The sequence below is a fragment of the Paenibacillus sp. p3-SID867 genome, from assembly GCF_025142895.1.
Taxonomy (GTDB): Bacteria; Bacillota; Bacilli; order Paenibacillales; family Paenibacillaceae; genus Paenibacillus_AQ.
The window spans coordinates 318,075-332,793 of the sequence record NZ_JAMBDM010000009.1; the positions used below are offsets into that span (position 1 = coordinate 318,075).

Genomic DNA, 14,719 nt, shown 5'->3' on the forward strand with positions numbered 1-14,719 from the left:
CACATTCTATGTTGTACATCTTAGAAAAAAGGGTGGTATGCGAAATGGCAAATAACAAGAACTATAATCATAATCAGCATGATCGTACGGATAATAATGGTCAGCGCCAGAACAAGGTTCATGGTGGTGAGTATCGCAATGGACGTCTTAGCCAAATTAAAAACAATAACCCGGAAGGTGAAGATATTCCGAATGAGTTTATAAGTCGGAAAGAGTAATAGATATCTATTTAACAATTCTTCACTCTAGCCTCTATTATCCAGGTTGTGGTTAAACCCCACTGATTTTTTTAACAGTGGGGTTTAACATGCTGGAAGCCGCTATTCGAGTGTCTTTCCAAGTGCATTAAGCATCTCATTCGTCCCATGCTCACGCACTTCAGGCGTATCATTCCCGTCTAAGAATGCCCCCTGCTCCGTGAAGACCAGCTTTGTGCCATCCTCGGTCGGGATAAGCTCGACCGTTGTGAGCGAAACGGAGATACGTTTGTCATCCGAATCCAGGGTATAGCTGTAGACGATGCGCTCTTCCGGCACAATCTCTTGGTAGCACGCGTCAAACGTAAAGACGGGCCCCTCTGGCGGGCCACCGCTGCTATATTCGCGTCCCCCGACATGAAACTCGAAAATATCGGGTTTTGAAAACCACTTTGCTTTGGCAGCCGTATCGGCCCAAGCTTGATAGACCTTCGCAGGCGAAGCTGCATAAGTCCGTTCGACGACGAAGGTGGCATGTTTAACAAATCGTTCGTTCATAATTAATCCTCCCTAGATTTCGATTTTTTCTCTTCCTCGGCAATAAAATTACCCAATACATCCAAATGGTGCTCCCAGCTCGTTCTCCGCTCGATGACTAACTTCTCATGGCTTTTTTTAATCGCTTGCATGAGGTCAGTGAAGTCTTCAACCGCTAATGGCGCCATCCCCTGCATCGACTTGGATAGATGATGAAGCTGTTCAAGAAGCTGCTGCTGCACCTTGATTTGTTCCTTGATTCGGGCTATTTGCAGCTTGACGATCTCTAGTGGGCTGATCTGCTCGTCCTTCAGGATGAGCTTTACATCCTCCAAAGATAAGCCTAATTCTTTAAGCGATATAATCTGCTGCAGGCGTGACAGGTCAGATTCGTCGTACAGCCTATGACCGGACTCCGTCTTGCCCGATGGCGAGAACAAACCGATTTGATCGTAAAATCGCAAAGTCCGCACGGTGAGTCCCGTTTGTTTAGCAAGCTCCCCCACTTTCCAATATCGTTTCATAAGAGCTCCTTTGTTAGCGCTAACTATGTACCGGTAGATTAATTATAAAAGATGACGTTACGTTAGGTGCAACCGAAATTTATTTTTTGTTGAAATTTGTTTGGATTGCTCTCTTATCTAAAGCAGTGATCCATGGGATAGGGAAATCACCCCTGATAACGGTTAATTGCAAACAAAAAACTCCGCGTTTAACGCGGAGTTTAATCTATGTATGTTCTATTCCTTCCAAAAAAAGATAACATATACTAATCATTTAATCCCTTGCCACTGAGGATATGCGAGATATATTTTTCAACCCTTGACTCACGGGTTTTGGATTGCTTGGGTGAAGAAAAATGCAAAATGTACGCTCTTTGTCGTCCCGGTGTCAATGCTTCAAAAGCCGTTTTTAAATCGGGCATTTCTACGAATTTACTTTCTAATTCTTCCGGTATGATGTATTCCGTATTCTTTTTATAGTTCACTTGCAAACCGGTTTTCTCAACCTCGATGGCTTCATCAATGTATGTCTTCAAGATAAGTTGCATCTCATCTATCTCCTGAACATTCGTGAACCGGATCTGGCGCGCTGCCTGAACATTTGCGGTTTGTTGGATTAGAATCCCATGGGGATCTTTTAACAACGCCCCTTTGTGAAACAGAAGCGCACAGTAATCCTTAAAGCCATGAATCAAAACGATGTTTTTATCGTCAAGCGTGTAACAAGGATGCATCCACTTAAAATCCTCGGTCAACCCGCAGTCAAGAACGATTTCTCTCAGCAGCTTAAATTCTTCTTTCCACTTCTTAAGTTTGTTAAAATAGGGATCAATCTTTGAATTCCTCTCACCATTTACCATAAGCTACCCCCTTCTGTTTTTTTGTTTTAACTTGCTCGATTGCGTTACGATAAATCTAAAAGCCTGTGGTTTTCACATGCTTCGTACGGTCCTGTTTTGTTCAACCGATACTTCTATAATCTAAATGGGATGCGCCAATCCCAATCCGTTTACGAGCACCGGGGCGGCCAGCTCCGCGCGAAATTAAAGCTTCTCGATCTATGTCTTGAATTGTAAATCCATGATAATGTTAAACTCATTCTCAGTTAAGGATGACCTTATCCAAAGCATTGTGTTGATTCACTAATAGGACACCATTTAGTGACGATTCAATTGTAGGCCAATTTTTGGTGTCGTGTCAATAACGTATATAAACTAGACTTAAAAATAAAAAAGCCCGCTATTTACACGGTAAACTGGACCCTTGTCATTGTTTTTTATAACAGGTTAGAAGAGTTCTCGCCGACCTCAGCCTTACTTTTAGAGTACTGCCAGCGAATTTCTGCAATGACCGGATAATGATCCGAAGCACCATAAGGAAGAACCTTGGCTGTGGCCAGTTCTGTCGGCATGTTTACAAAGATGTGATCGATCTCCATACCATTTTCCATGGTAGGCAGGTTGTTCTGAAGAGTGACTTTTGTCCACCGGGAGCTCAACCGTTTCATGAAAGGATCGTCCATACTCATATTAAAGTCCCCTGCCAGGATCGTCGGCTGTTCCAGTTTCTCTAAAGCACTCCAAAGAATTGGGTTCTGTTTTATCCGTTCTTTCATATGTACCCCCAAATGGGTATTTACTATTGTAACCACATTTTCATTGATTTGCAGTTTTACCACTAAGATGCTCCTTCTCTCTTTAGACCCGCCAATATACTGAATTTCTTTTGAAATTATCGGATAGTGGCTTAAAATGGCGTTTCCATATTGAACAAAAATGAGATTTACGCTAGGAGAGAAACAAGCGTGCATCCCGAGCAGTTTAGCCAGCCTTTTCAGCTGATCTCGAAAGCCGCTTCGGGGCATAAAACGGTCCACACCTTGCAATGCAACAATATCCGGTTGAGCTTTTGTGATCACTTCCGCTATGCGGCTCAAGCTTGCTTTCCCATCTAATCCTTTTCCGTGACGTATACTGTAGGACATCACTTTCAGATTGATATTGTCATCCATAGAATTCACCTTTTCCGTTTGATGTATCATTCGTATAGTTTACAATAGAGAAAAAAGATAATATGCCAGAGGAAACGATGAAAACTAAAACTCTTTGTTATTTTTTCACAAAAGGACATCATTCATGACTCTCAATTAATGGAAATAATGCTAAAAATGTTGTTTCAGAAAACACATTCCTTACATCAAGCAGTCGATCCGAGACAAACAACGAAAAGCGGGTATAGAAGTATATTAAAACTCCCATTCTCTAACTTGCATGTTATAACAAAAAAGCCGCGATTTCAGCGACTTCGTATTCGTATATGTTGTTGTCCTACCTTTTTTTGATTGTAACTGCCTCGTTCATTGAATCATTCCGGTGATCAACTGTAAATCCATGCCCGTCCCGCTAATCAACAATCGTTCCTTCTTGTTCCCGAGCAATTGCTGAGTCCAATCCACGAAACCACCATCTACTATATTCACTCCATTCACATTCACTTCGAAGTTCAGGCCTTTATAATACTGGTTGCTGCTCTCTACCCTGTCTTCGATAAATAAGCAGGAGGGAAACTCTACATTCAAATGATCGACCATTCTGTCCAGGAAACCTTCTGAATCGGTATAGCCCTTGCGCATATGAAGAAATACCTTTGTCTCCTGACCAAGCTTCCCACCATAATAATGGAGATAGAATGCGATGTGCCGGGTCAGTGTATCTTTCTCGAAGCGATATGAACCGGTATCTTTTCCTGAACTAACCAAGGTAAATAAACCGAAATGAGGCAGGACGTTGGCCTGTTTATACCATTGCCCTCGAGTGACTCTGCTAGCTGCGCAAACATGCACATCGTTGATGCTGTTGTTTATTGATTTGTTCTTTATGCCATTCGCCAGATAAATCGCAAGCATATTGGTGCTGTCCGACATCAATTCAACGCCTCTTGTTGCTGATATCACCTTGTTTTGATCAACCTTTGCAATCACTGAACAGCTTCCCAACGGACTAGCTGGAGAAAGCTCCAATGAGGTAAATCCCCTATTTTCTGCCAATTCGAGCATATCAAGCTCTATTTTCTTCAGTTTAATTGGACTGAGCTCGGAAGGCTTCACAAAACGATTCGTGGCATATTTGTTTAACAAGTCGACGGGAGAACTTTGAGCCGTCATTTCTTGTGAAAGCGCGAGAAGAAGCGTAGTCATCTCCGATTGCGACAATTTTGTTGTCAGTTCCGTAATCAAACGTTCATTACCTAATTTAGCAAGGATTGTATGTACGATTTGGGAATGTTCCATGTTCCATCTTCAACCTCCTTAAGTCACTCTTATCCCATCGTCCAGCCGCGAGATACCAACCGCTATCTCCTTATACGTTTCCCAAGAGACGTCGGCAATCCGTCGAGGCTGCTCAAGTTCTTTTCCTGCCAATAACTGTGCAAGCCTTCTTCTCCTTTTTGCTCCGCCCACCGCTGGAGCGTCTCTCGCTCTTTCTCGAACGACATGAATGGAACCGCATAGCCGCAGGACGTCTGGACTTTGTGTATATCGACCATAATGATCTGCCGGACTCCAGGCAGCGGCTCGAACATTCCGTATAGCTGCTCCCACTCGTTGTCCTCTGGGAGAATCACCGTTCCAGTTCCATATAGGCGCAGGATGTTCGGCGGCCCCTGGAATGCGCAGAACATCATCGTGATACGACCATTCTCTTCGAGATGGGAGCTGGTCTCATTGCCGCTTCCGGTCAAATCCAAATACGCAACCTTACGATCGGACAATATCCGAAACGTGTCATATCCCTTCGGTGACAGATTAACATGCCCATCCCTCGACATGGGCGCCGTTCCGACAAAGAACAGCTGCTGCTTTCGGATGAAGGCCATATGCTCGGGGAGCATGGCCGGAAACTGTTTTCCCAATCGAATCCCCTCCGATAAACTTGTATTTGGTTTGATTCACCCGTGAACACCGGCCCCTAGTCGCGCTCTAAGGCATTGGGGACGGATCGCTGCTTCAGGCTTGATCTCGTGCTTGGCTATACGTTCATTGTATTCGAAGACGGCCCATAAATATAATATATTCTTAACACGCTTAGATACACTTCGGTTATGAATGAGACAACGAGCTCTTCGCGGGAGGCAAGCAACAATTACTCGGTAGTACTGCCTGAAGGCGGGATGATGGTATTTGGTGGTAATGCGGGGGATATTTTTAGAATTAATCTGAAGGATAAGTAGAATTGCAGCTCATAAAGCATACTGACAAGGCCGAAAGCGTTTAATTGAGCGTGTACGTCTGGAACATGTATTGGAAGCCTGATCCGAATGGAGTCTGGCTTCCAATATACACTGCAGCTATTGTATCTATTATGGGTTCTCGTAGTTTTTTAACGGCATACCTACATATTCGCGGAAGGAGCGGATCCGCCCTGCTTCGAATTCGAAGACGATTGCAAGCTCATTACGAAAAGGCCGCCCATTCAACAAGCCTTCCGAGCGAAATACCACCATCCCGTTGTCCTCATTCTCAAGAACGATGAGCGGAGTGAGCTGCATCTGAAATACGGAGCGCTCGAACCTGACCAATTCCTCAAACCGCTCTTTGCCTTGCTGTTCATGATTCCACCCCTCTAGCGGGAGCGGAACAGAGAAATGAAAATCTTCCGTAACCTTATTAAGAAAATCAGCCGTATCCCCCGTTTCCAACGCATGCCTAAAGGCATCAAACCCTTCACATGTTCGGGATTGGACTGAGTCTAGAGATTTCTCCATCACAGAATCCTCCTCATTATGGTTTATTGGTTGCTCCAAATATTGAGATTTCATTGCATCGTTTTTGAATGGTGCGACGTCATAAAATAGGAATCTTGCTTAACATTGGTTAACTCGACGAAAGAACCTTTAACTGGCTCGAAATCGTTCCAAGGTGAAAAGCTTCGTGAATCAGGATAAAGTTTAACAGCTCACCAGAGGTGTTGAAATGGAACGGTCCCAAGTCAAACGGAGCCGAAAACTCCTCGCCCAGCATTTCAGGCTTCAACTCAGTGATACGGGAAAGCTGCGCCGTTAACATCTCGACCATCGCTTCCTTCGATGGAGGAGCAACCGTCCAATCCAAGGGCTTTGTTCCAGAGTTAAACAGCGTTTCATAAGAGCCCGGTACGATAGGCGTGGAGTCGAAGATCAAGGGAGAATACTTATCCATCCAATAAATCATATGGCCGACATTCCAACGGATCGTATTATTGAAACTAGCCGGTTGGATATCGAACAGTTCCTCCGGGATCGCCTGCACCTGCTGCTGCAGCACTTGACGTGCGGTTGTTGCCGTATTGATAATCATTTCCGACATGCTAATTCCTCCTTTATCGTGAGAACCGCTTGATATGTTCCCATTTTATGTCTTACGGAACTAACCATCAATGCAGTGGGCGTTACCGGAACGTTAAGTATCAGTTAACGATTATTCGTTGACAGAAGAAGAAGTCGGAGCAACAATAAGGATTGAGCATGATACACGATGCATTAGAAAGCAGGTGCGAGCATTGGAGTTAAAACAACTGCAATATTTCATGGCCATTTGTGAAGAGCTTCATTTCACGAGAGCTGCCGAAAAAATGGGAGTCAGCGCACCCAACATTAGCCAGCAGATAAGAAGATTGGAAGAAGAACTCGGAGTTCTGTTGTTCGATCGTGTGGGAAAAACCATTGTCCTTACTGACGCTGGAGCCATTCTTCGTGAACACGGTGCTGCCGTTTTCAGACATCTGCAGCAAGCGGGCGACGCCATAGCAGATCTGAAGCAAATGCAAGGCGGCTCCCTTTCCATCGGGGTCTTGCCCGGTGACGCGGATCTCATGTTCAATGCCATGCTATTAAACTTCCATCAGACCTACCCCACCCTCTCACTGTCCCTTTTGGAAACCACGAAAGTAACCGAACAAGTCCTGGATCGAAGCATCGATGTGGGCGTAACCATTGGACCTGTTATCGATGAACGTCTCACGACAATTCCCCTGTTTCATGAGGAGTTCTCATTGGCTGTAAGTATGAATGATCCCCTTGCCACGGAGAATTTCATCCCCTTGAACAGGCTGCAAGGCTTAAAGATGGTCATGTTCCCAGGAGACCACCAATGCCGCAAGCTGATTGACCGCTTTTGCATGGACAACGGGTTTACACTACAGTCGCATTTGGTGACGACGACGTTATCTTCCCTCCTTCAGATGGTACAGAGCGGAGTCGGCGCTTGTGTTCTGCCACGACTTCTATTGGAGAATCTTCACAATCCGGACATCAAGGTCGTGCACCTCAGGAACCCTACGCCTTCACAGGACATTTGTCTGATCTACCGCAGCGACAGGTATGTCGGATACGCCATGGGCACGTTTATCAAGACTTTGAGAGCCTACATCGACACAGCTATCCATCAATCCAAGTCTTCGTAGAAGGTAGCACCACCAGTATCAAACCTGCTCAAGCCTTCTCCCTTCCACTATCTCAACTAAGAATGAATACAAACATTTCAAAATTCTTTTTTAGTACTGCATTGCGAATCTAGCCAATATATTCTAAAGACATGATCACGATCGCTTCTTCTATTCTCAGGAAGGGAAGAAAAGAATATGCCGATACCTCCGCCAATCTTGCAGAGGGGCGATACCGTTGGAATCGTTACCTTGGGCAGCCCGCTCGCTGCAGGCATAATTAATGCACGAATCGAATATTTGAGAGCAATGGAGCTTAATGTTGTATTGGGTCAATATGTATATGCGCAAAACGGGTTTCTTGCCGGCACAGACGAGCAGCGAGCCTCCGATTTAATGAGGATGTTTCGAGATGAGCAGGTAAAAATGATACTGCCTACCAGAGGCGGTACAGGCGTGGCAGGAATTCTTCCGTACCTTGATTATAATGAGATACGAAATAATCCAAAAATCGTCACGGGGTACAGCGACATCACGGTACTATTAAATGTACTGCATCAATATGTAGATTTAATAACATTCCATAGTCTGATGCTTATTGACTTCAAACCCGAAACGCCCGCTTATAATTTCGATCAGTTTTTTTCCGCGACATCCGTGTATTCACTAACCCGGCCAATCTTGAATCCGCCAGGGATGCCGCTGATAAGTCGTATTCCGGGCAACGTGACGGGGCAGCTTGTGGGGGGGAATCTCACATCGTTTGTCGATACACTGGGCACGCCATTCGAAATCGATACACGGGGTAAAATTCTCGTTCTTGAAGAAACGCATGAACCTACCAATACCGTCTACAGATACTTGAACGATTTAAAGCTTGCCGGTAAATTTAATGACTGCATCGGCATTATTATGGGAGAATGCTCAGGCTGCCAGGCGGCTTATGGCATATCCTATGAAGATTTAATCAACGAATTTGTTGTACCTCTCGGCAAGCCGCTTATAACAAATCTTGCTACAGGACATGGGATGTATAAAGCCGCTTTGCCAATTGGCGCAACAGTACAACTCGATTCCGTCAATAATAGAATAACTACGGTTGAACCTACAGTCAGCGTTTAACTTCGGCTAAGACGATAAAAGGTCATGTCTTTCGACAAGCTCCACAATTCTGAGCCGGCAAGGAAAATCCCCTACCCTTGTAATGAATGACGCACGGTTCAGCCTTATAAGCGCAAAAAAAACAGCCTTGGCCGACTAACGGCTAAGGCTGTTTGCATGTTTTCATACGAGCGAATCAGCGCCTTTGTTTGCATAGGAGCTGACATGATCCCTGCTTTTTTTCTCCTCGAGGGCATCATCACCGATCCGTCAATATGCTGCTTTCTCATATAAATCAGCAGGCAATGCCTGCACGAACGGTGACCAATCGTCCGTTGTGTATGCATGAAGTCGGTGCATGGCCCGCGTACATGCTGTATACAGAAGTTTGCGATCGTTATCCCGGCTGTAAGCTTGAGGTGATGCCTCATAAATCAGAACAGCATCAAACTCAACACCCTTGGCGAGATATACGGGAATAACCATAACTCCTCTTTCAAAGGTGACCGTCTCCTTCGTAATGAGCTGCAATGCTTCGCTTCCTTGCTCCCTTAAAGATTCAAAGGCTGCGTGGCTTTCAGCCGCAGTCTTCGTAATGACGGCAATAGAGTCTAAGCCCTCGGCTTTAAGTGCCGCGATGTCTTTCAGTATTCGTGCATCACGCATTTCTTTGTCATCTAACTTCACAAGAAGCGGCTTATGTCCGCTCCTGTCAAAGGGGACGATTTCCAACTCAGCAGAGAGCAGCGTTTTCGTAAATTCCACAATCTCCCGTGTTGAACGATAGCTGCGCACAAGGCGGATCAAGCAGGTTTCGGCTTCACCATAAAGTCGAACCAGCGGCGAATCGGACTCATGCAGCTTGGTAGACTGCGTAAAGATCGCCTGCCCGAAATCACCGAGTACCGTCATGCGGGCACGCGGAAATAGTTTCTTGAGATACTCATATTGAAACGGCGAATAATCCTGCCCCTCATCGACGAACACATACCGAATCTCCGTGTTCGTTCGAACGCCTTCGATCAGTTCTTTTAAATACAAATACGGAGTCGCATCCTCATAGAATAATTCGAGCCGGTCCAGCTTTTCTTTGGTTTGCCTACAAATTTCAGACCATAGAACGGGGATCTCGGTCTCATTCGCCTTCTCTTGATAAGCAGCTTCATCATCAAACAATTGGACGTATAAGCTTTGGACATCGATAAACGAAAATCTCCTCACGCCTTGCCTTAGCGGTTTGAAGCTCATCTTCACAATCCTTTGGCTGAGCATGTCTTCCTCCCGCTCGGCGAAGTCAAAGTCACCTTCATCTTCTCTGCGCTTATTTCTTATTTTCTCGTAAACAACGGCATAACGCTCGGCGATATCAAACACTTCCCTATCCTTATGCAGCTCGCTGAATACGTCCGCATATTGCTCGTTGTCGAGGTATTGAACCTCCTCCTCAACCCAGGACGCCCTCCGCTCTTTGCGCTCTAGTAATGAAAGTTCCTTCAGAAGCCACTTTTGTAAGAGATCAACACGATTGGCTAAGCTCAAGGAAGGATCGTAGCTGTAAAATTGGGTTCTCATTTGCTCCGACGTTATCAGAACACGATCCCGAAACCGAATGCCTTTGAACAGCATGCCTTCCCGCCCCAGCCACTTCGCATAATTCTGCAGGGCCCTCATGAAAGCTTCGGATGCCTTGTACTTCATCCCTTGAAGACGAGCCTCGTAAGTCGGAGTTGATTGTGCAGTCAGCACATATTCGATCTGATTGAAGGGATCCTCGACATGGAAGGATGAACCCAGCCAATATTCGAGATATTCCTGAAAAGTCGTCTGCTGCATGTTCTCCTCGCCGAGCTCGGGAAGGACAGTGGATACATAACTGTTGAACATTTGATTGGGCGAGAAAAGTACGATCTGGTCTGCCTTAAGCGAATCGCGGTTTTTGTATAGCAAATACGCCACACGTTGCAAGGCTGCGGAGGTCTTCCCACTGCCAGCCGCCCCCTGCACGATAAGCAGCCGGCTAAAATCGTTTCGGATGATGGCGTTTTGTTCCTTCTGGATGGTTGATACGATACTCTTCATTTGGGAGTCCGCGCCTTTGGCCAGCATTTGCTGGAGCAGCTCGTCGCCGATTGTTACGTTCGCATCAAACATATGACGGATTTGTCCATCGTGAATCTGATACTGCCGTTTCAACTCCATCATACCCGTGATCTGCCCGACCGGCGTGACGTAAGAGGACGCACCGGGGGAATGGTCGTAGTAAAGACTCGCGATGGGACTGCGCCAATCATATACCAGGAAGCTCAATTCATCTTCATCGACGAAGGATGATACGCCGATATAAATCTGCTCGCTCACATTCAGGCCGTCCTCTAGAAAATCAACACGCCCAAAATAAGGCGACGGCAGCAGCCGATGTAAGCTCCTCCATTGCTGCGTCAGAAGCCGGTGACGACGCTCCCTTTCGGATAACACCGCAGCCTGTTGTTTAATCGTATAAAATGTTTCTTCAAACTCTTCGTCCGAGCTCGTGTTGACCGTAACCTCTTCCCAGAATCGCCTGCGAATCTCAGCAGCCTGATCGCGCATCCCGGTAACGCTTGGTTCCAACTGGTCGATCCTCGCTTTCATCTTACCCCTTACCTGATCCAGCCGTTCTTGTTCTAACTGCCATTCCTTCGCTTCTTCCATGTTTTTCTGAACACACTCCTTCTCAATCTGGTCCGAAAAATGTGCATTGACAAATCAGGGTCACCGATGTACAATTAGATTAGGATAAGAAATTATGATATCGGTTTCATCATGATTTTCAATTGCGCTACTGATTATAGCATAGCGCTTTTTTGTGTTCAATTGGTTTTTGTACTCCTTGGCGCATCTGCCAAGTTTTTTTATTTTCCCGTAAAATCAAAAAAACCGCGTTGTAGGAAGAGTTCCCGCAACCCGGTTTTATCCAATGTTAGTCCGCTGGCGTTTACGTGTTTTTCTTTATGATGGTTTGGTCGTGACAGGTTATAACGCGCCCACAACCCGGTGAGGTACATACGGCTCTTCAAGGGAGGCAATCTCCTCCGGTGTGAGATTGACCGAAAGAGCAGCTGTTGCATCTTCGAGATGCGAAATTTTGGTCGCACCAACGATAGGTGCTGTAACCGGTTGTTTTTGCAGTAACCAGGCAAGAGCAACCTGTACACGGGGAATGGCTCGCTCTGCCGCAATCTCTGCAACCCGCTCCACAATTACCCGATCGGCATCCGCAGTGGCATCGTACTTGGATTTTTGAACCATGTCTGTTTCGGAACGGTGCGTCGTTTCCGACCAATCGCGAGTCAATCGTCCCGATGCTAATGGGCTGTAGGGTATAACACCGATTTTTTCGGATTTGCACAGCGGCATCATTTCGCGTTCTTCTTCCCGGTAAATGAGGTTATAATGGTTCTGCATCGAGACGAACCGAGTCCAGCCATTCATCTCGGCAACATGCTGCGCTTTTAGAAACTGCCATGCATACATGGCTGAAGCTCCGATATAGCGGGCCTTTCCGGCTTTCACCACATCATGAAGAGCCTCCATTGTTTCTTCGATAGGCGTATTATAATCCCAACGATGGATCTGGTACAGATCGACATAATCGGTACCCAAGCGCTTGAGGCTTTTGTCGATTTCACTCATGATTGCTTTCCGGGACAGACCCATACCGTTAGGACCTTCGTGCATGCGGAAATGAACTTTGGTCGCGAGGACAATTTCATCCCGATTGGCATAATCCTTCAATGCGCGACCCACAATCTCCTCACTTGTACCGTCTGAGTACACATTCGCCGTATCGAAAAAGTTGATGCCGAGCTCCAAAGACTTTTTAATAATAGGACGACTGTTTTCCTCATTAAGCACCCATTGATGCACCCACCGCTCTGCTTCGCCAAATCCCATGCATCCAAGACAGATGCGGGATACGTCGAGCCCGGTATTCCCTAGTTTCACATATTCCATGAAGATCCCTCCTTACATGTAGTCTATCACCTACAGTTAACTCTAGGTCAATCCTTAATTCATATAGAACCAACTATTTATATTGGCGCGATTTCTGGGACTTTGTATGCCTATTGGATCGACAGGCCCTCCCAGGTATATACTCATTCCTTAAAATGCGGGCTTAATCACCATAAGAAGGATAATCATGACTGCTATTAGGTTTGCCACCATATCTCGGGATTGCTTTCTCTGAAATAACGTCTTATACTCTGAAGAAATCTCGCCAGGCCCTGACGGATTGGACGCGATTCCTTGCATTTGTTTCAGAATGGGTTCAACCGCAAAGATCGCATACATGCCTGAGATGAAAAACAAAACTAGCGAAGCGATGTACCATTCCGTTTGAAATAAGTAAGGGTTTATCCAGCCCATCAATAATCCTGATATGAGGATGACGCCAAATGAAACATTGGCATTTCGGTTCAATTTTTCAACGATATGATGAGCATATTTCAACTGTTCCGCCGACTTCGCCCGCTTCAAAATCATATTGAACAGAAACACCGGTCCAACTCCAAAAATTGCGGATAGAATATGGAACACTAACAGTGAAGTATACAGGTAATACATCTCCTCATCCCCTCTCTATTCCTTGCTCCAAGTAACACAATATATTTTCCTGAAGTTCGCATTGTTATCAAGAGCATCAACTAATACCTTGGCCAAGTCTGCTCTAGAAATTTGATATGGACCGGAAGCGAAACCATGACGTTGTTCCTGAACTCTTATCTTTCCGGTTGAAGGGTTATTATTTAATTGAGCTGGTCGGTAGATACTCCAATCAAGGTCACACTCCTGGATGATTTTCTCGGCTTTATCAAGTTCCGTCAATTCGTGACGAAAGATCCATCTTGCGAATGAAGCGAAGATTCTGGGGCGTTTGGCTTCGAGTAAATAAGAGCTGACAAAAATGAGACGCCGGGTTTTTCTTTCCTGCATCGATCTAATAATTGTTTCCGTAACGCCGGCTATATCGGTTTTGCCGCCGATAATCGCAATTACAGCATCACTTCCGTCAATCGCTTGAAGAACGTCAGATTTATGAAGTCCATCTCCAGTTACGATCTTGTCAAAGCTCTGATCCATACTTAACAACTGCGGGCGTCTTGTAAACGCAATAAGCTCGTGCCCACGCGTCTTACCGTACTTTAGAACCTCCAGTCCTGTCGGACTCGTTGAACCTATGACGGTTATTCTCATATCCATCTCCCCTGCTCATTAGAATCACTGACGAGTTGAAGTTTGTACATATTTGTTCAAATTGTTTAATATGATTTTTAACAACCTCATTAATTCCAGGTACTCTTCTGCTGAGATCCCTTCTGTTCCAATCTCCATTACTTCTGCTAGCGCTTCCTCAATCTTCGGAACGACAGCCCTTCCGGAATCGGTTAGATATATCTTTTGGTTCCGTAGATCGATGGGGTCAATTTCTTTGCGAATATAACCCTCAGATTCAAGCTTGCGGATCGCCTTTGCCGTCGTTGTCTTGTCGACCATCAATTGCTCGCTTAGTGTTTTCTGATTCACCTCCTCTTTCATTGAGAGCATCAGCAAAAACATGTGTTGCCCAAATCCCAAGCGAAGCGGGGCAAGACGCGGAGTAAGCAGCATATGCAAATGTCGATTGATTGCGGTTATTTCTTTTCCGTACGATTCGTTCTGGAATTCAATCCTTTTCATCATATTCAACCCCATTAGTATATTTAACCAACTATATACATTATATTTGAATTTAGTTGGTGATAGCAACTAAATTTATGGCTTACAACAGAATTCCAGTTTGTTTACCATTCCAAGCTTCTACTTTCGAATATTTTCTATCCATTTAGATAATAGATTGCGATCCTTTATAAAAAAAAGCCGCGATTATCGCGACTTTGAATGCTAAGTGTGTATATCCTCGTAGAAATGAAATTTCTTCCTG

Annotated in this window: 16 protein-coding genes; 3 read left to right on the forward strand and 13 right to left on the reverse strand. The window is 45.3% G+C overall.

Annotated features, from left to right (window positions below; translation table 11 throughout):
- The first annotated feature begins 44 nt into the window (after positions 1-44).
- Positions 45-218: a hypothetical protein gene (locus M4D81_RS20195; protein ID WP_201259355.1), complete on the forward strand. Its 174-nt coding sequence runs from the start codon at positions 45-47 to the stop codon at positions 216-218.
- A 102-nt stretch (positions 219-320) separates the two neighbouring features.
- On the opposite strand, the gene M4D81_RS20200 is transcribed toward M4D81_RS20195, so the two are convergent.
- From M4D81_RS20200 to M4D81_RS20235, 8 genes are all read right to left on the reverse strand, one after another.
- Positions 321-755, reverse strand: a complete 435-nt coding sequence (locus M4D81_RS20200; RefSeq protein WP_260067838.1) for an SRPBCC family protein — start codon at positions 753-755, stop codon at positions 321-323.
- Between the two features lie 2 nt (positions 756-757).
- On the reverse strand, positions 758-1,258 hold the full coding sequence (locus tag M4D81_RS20205; RefSeq protein ID WP_071218923.1) for a MerR family transcriptional regulator: 501 nt from the start codon (positions 1,256-1,258) through the stop codon (positions 758-760).
- Positions 1,259-1,503: 245 nt separating this feature from the next.
- Positions 1,504-2,097 carry a YdeI/OmpD-associated family protein gene (locus M4D81_RS20210; RefSeq protein ID WP_260067839.1) on the reverse strand — a complete coding sequence of 198 codons (594 nt, stop codon included), beginning with the start codon at positions 2,095-2,097 and terminating at the stop codon, positions 1,504-1,506.
- Positions 2,098-2,513: 416 nt separating this feature from the next.
- Complete coding sequence (locus tag M4D81_RS20215; RefSeq protein ID WP_260067840.1) at positions 2,514-3,248, reverse strand: endonuclease/exonuclease/phosphatase family protein; 735 nt, start codon at positions 3,246-3,248, stop codon at positions 2,514-2,516.
- A gap of 345 nt (positions 3,249-3,593) precedes the next feature.
- On the reverse strand, positions 3,594-4,526 hold the full coding sequence (locus M4D81_RS20220) for a hypothetical protein (RefSeq protein WP_260067841.1): 933 nt from the start codon (positions 4,524-4,526) through the stop codon (positions 3,594-3,596).
- Positions 4,527-4,588: 62 nt separating this feature from the next.
- The gene (locus M4D81_RS20225; RefSeq protein WP_071218919.1) at positions 4,589-5,149 is read right to left on the reverse strand and encodes a pyridoxamine 5'-phosphate oxidase family protein; all 561 of its coding nucleotides are present in this window, start codon (positions 5,147-5,149) and stop codon (positions 4,589-4,591) included.
- Positions 5,150-5,596: 447 nt separating this feature from the next.
- On the reverse strand, positions 5,597-6,001 hold the full coding sequence (locus tag M4D81_RS20230) for a nuclear transport factor 2 family protein (protein ID WP_260067842.1): 405 nt from the start codon (positions 5,999-6,001) through the stop codon (positions 5,597-5,599).
- A gap of 109 nt (positions 6,002-6,110) precedes the next feature.
- Positions 6,111-6,581, reverse strand: coding sequence for a DinB family protein (locus tag M4D81_RS20235; protein WP_260067843.1), 471 nt, complete (start codon positions 6,579-6,581; stop codon positions 6,111-6,113).
- 193 nt (positions 6,582-6,774) lie between these two features.
- Between M4D81_RS20235 and M4D81_RS20240 the strand changes: the two genes are divergently transcribed.
- Together M4D81_RS20240 and M4D81_RS20245 are read left to right on the forward strand one after the other, a co-directional pair.
- The gene (locus M4D81_RS20240; RefSeq protein ID WP_260067844.1) at positions 6,775-7,677 is read left to right on the forward strand and encodes a LysR family transcriptional regulator; all 903 of its coding nucleotides are present in this window, start codon (positions 6,775-6,777) and stop codon (positions 7,675-7,677) included.
- A gap of 177 nt (positions 7,678-7,854) precedes the next feature.
- Complete coding sequence (locus M4D81_RS20245; protein WP_260067845.1) at positions 7,855-8,778, forward strand: S66 peptidase family protein; 924 nt, start codon at positions 7,855-7,857, stop codon at positions 8,776-8,778.
- A 249-nt stretch (positions 8,779-9,027) separates the two neighbouring features.
- Here the strand turns inward: M4D81_RS20245 and helD are convergent, their stop codons facing one another.
- From helD to M4D81_RS20270, 5 genes are all read right to left on the reverse strand, one after another.
- The gene (gene helD, locus M4D81_RS20250; protein WP_260067846.1) at positions 9,028-11,448 is read right to left on the reverse strand and encodes an RNA polymerase recycling motor HelD; all 2,421 of its coding nucleotides are present in this window, start codon (positions 11,446-11,448) and stop codon (positions 9,028-9,030) included.
- 321 nt (positions 11,449-11,769) lie between these two features.
- A complete protein-coding gene (locus M4D81_RS20255; protein ID WP_260067847.1) occupies positions 11,770-12,750 on the reverse strand; it encodes an aldo/keto reductase in 981 nt (326 codons plus the stop codon).
- Positions 12,751-12,900: 150 nt separating this feature from the next.
- Positions 12,901-13,362, reverse strand: coding sequence for a DUF2269 family protein (locus M4D81_RS20260; RefSeq protein WP_071218911.1), 462 nt, complete (start codon positions 13,360-13,362; stop codon positions 12,901-12,903).
- A 15-nt stretch (positions 13,363-13,377) separates the two neighbouring features.
- A complete protein-coding gene (locus tag M4D81_RS20265; RefSeq protein WP_260067848.1) occupies positions 13,378-13,992 on the reverse strand; it encodes an NAD(P)-dependent oxidoreductase in 615 nt (204 codons plus the stop codon).
- Between the two features lie 24 nt (positions 13,993-14,016).
- Positions 14,017-14,478, reverse strand: coding sequence for a MarR family winged helix-turn-helix transcriptional regulator (locus tag M4D81_RS20270; protein WP_260067849.1), 462 nt, complete (start codon positions 14,476-14,478; stop codon positions 14,017-14,019).
- Between the last annotated feature and the right edge of the window lie 241 nt (positions 14,479-14,719).

Excerpts from the sequence above, each read along its gene's own strand:
- M4D81_RS20195 (WP_201259355.1), top strand. The coding sequence starts at position 45 with ATGGCAAATAACAAGAACTATAATCATAATCAGCATGATCGTACGGAT.
- M4D81_RS20200 (WP_260067838.1), bottom strand. The coding sequence starts at position 755 with ATGAACGAACGATTTGTTAAACATGCCACCTTCGTCGTCGAACGGACT.
- M4D81_RS20205 (WP_071218923.1), bottom strand. The coding sequence starts at position 1,258 with ATGAAACGATATTGGAAAGTGGGGGAGCTTGCTAAACAAACGGGACTC.
- M4D81_RS20210 (WP_260067839.1), bottom strand. The coding sequence starts at position 2,097 with ATGGTAAATGGTGAGAGGAATTCAAAGATTGATCCCTATTTTAACAAA.
- M4D81_RS20215 (WP_260067840.1), bottom strand. The coding sequence starts at position 3,248 with ATGGATGACAATATCAATCTGAAAGTGATGTCCTACAGTATACGTCAC.
- M4D81_RS20220 (WP_260067841.1), bottom strand. The coding sequence starts at position 4,526 with ATGGAACATTCCCAAATCGTACATACAATCCTTGCTAAATTAGGTAAT.
- M4D81_RS20230 (WP_260067842.1), bottom strand. The coding sequence starts at position 6,001 with ATGGAGAAATCTCTAGACTCAGTCCAATCCCGAACATGTGAAGGGTTT.
- M4D81_RS20235 (WP_260067843.1), bottom strand. The coding sequence starts at position 6,581 with ATGTCGGAAATGATTATCAATACGGCAACAACCGCACGTCAAGTGCTG.
- M4D81_RS20245 (WP_260067845.1), top strand. The coding sequence starts at position 7,855 with ATGCCGATACCTCCGCCAATCTTGCAGAGGGGCGATACCGTTGGAATC.
- helD (WP_260067846.1), bottom strand. The coding sequence starts at position 11,448 with ATGGAAGAAGCGAAGGAATGGCAGTTAGAACAAGAACGGCTGGATCAG.
- M4D81_RS20255 (WP_260067847.1), bottom strand. The coding sequence starts at position 12,750 with ATGGAATATGTGAAACTAGGGAATACCGGGCTCGACGTATCCCGCATC.
- M4D81_RS20260 (WP_071218911.1), bottom strand. The coding sequence starts at position 13,362 with ATGTATTACCTGTATACTTCACTGTTAGTGTTCCATATTCTATCCGCA.
- M4D81_RS20265 (WP_260067848.1), bottom strand. The coding sequence starts at position 13,992 with ATGAGAATAACCGTCATAGGTTCAACGAGTCCGACAGGACTGGAGGTT.
- M4D81_RS20270 (WP_260067849.1), bottom strand. The coding sequence starts at position 14,478 with ATGATGAAAAGGATTGAATTCCAGAACGAATCGTACGGAAAAGAAATA.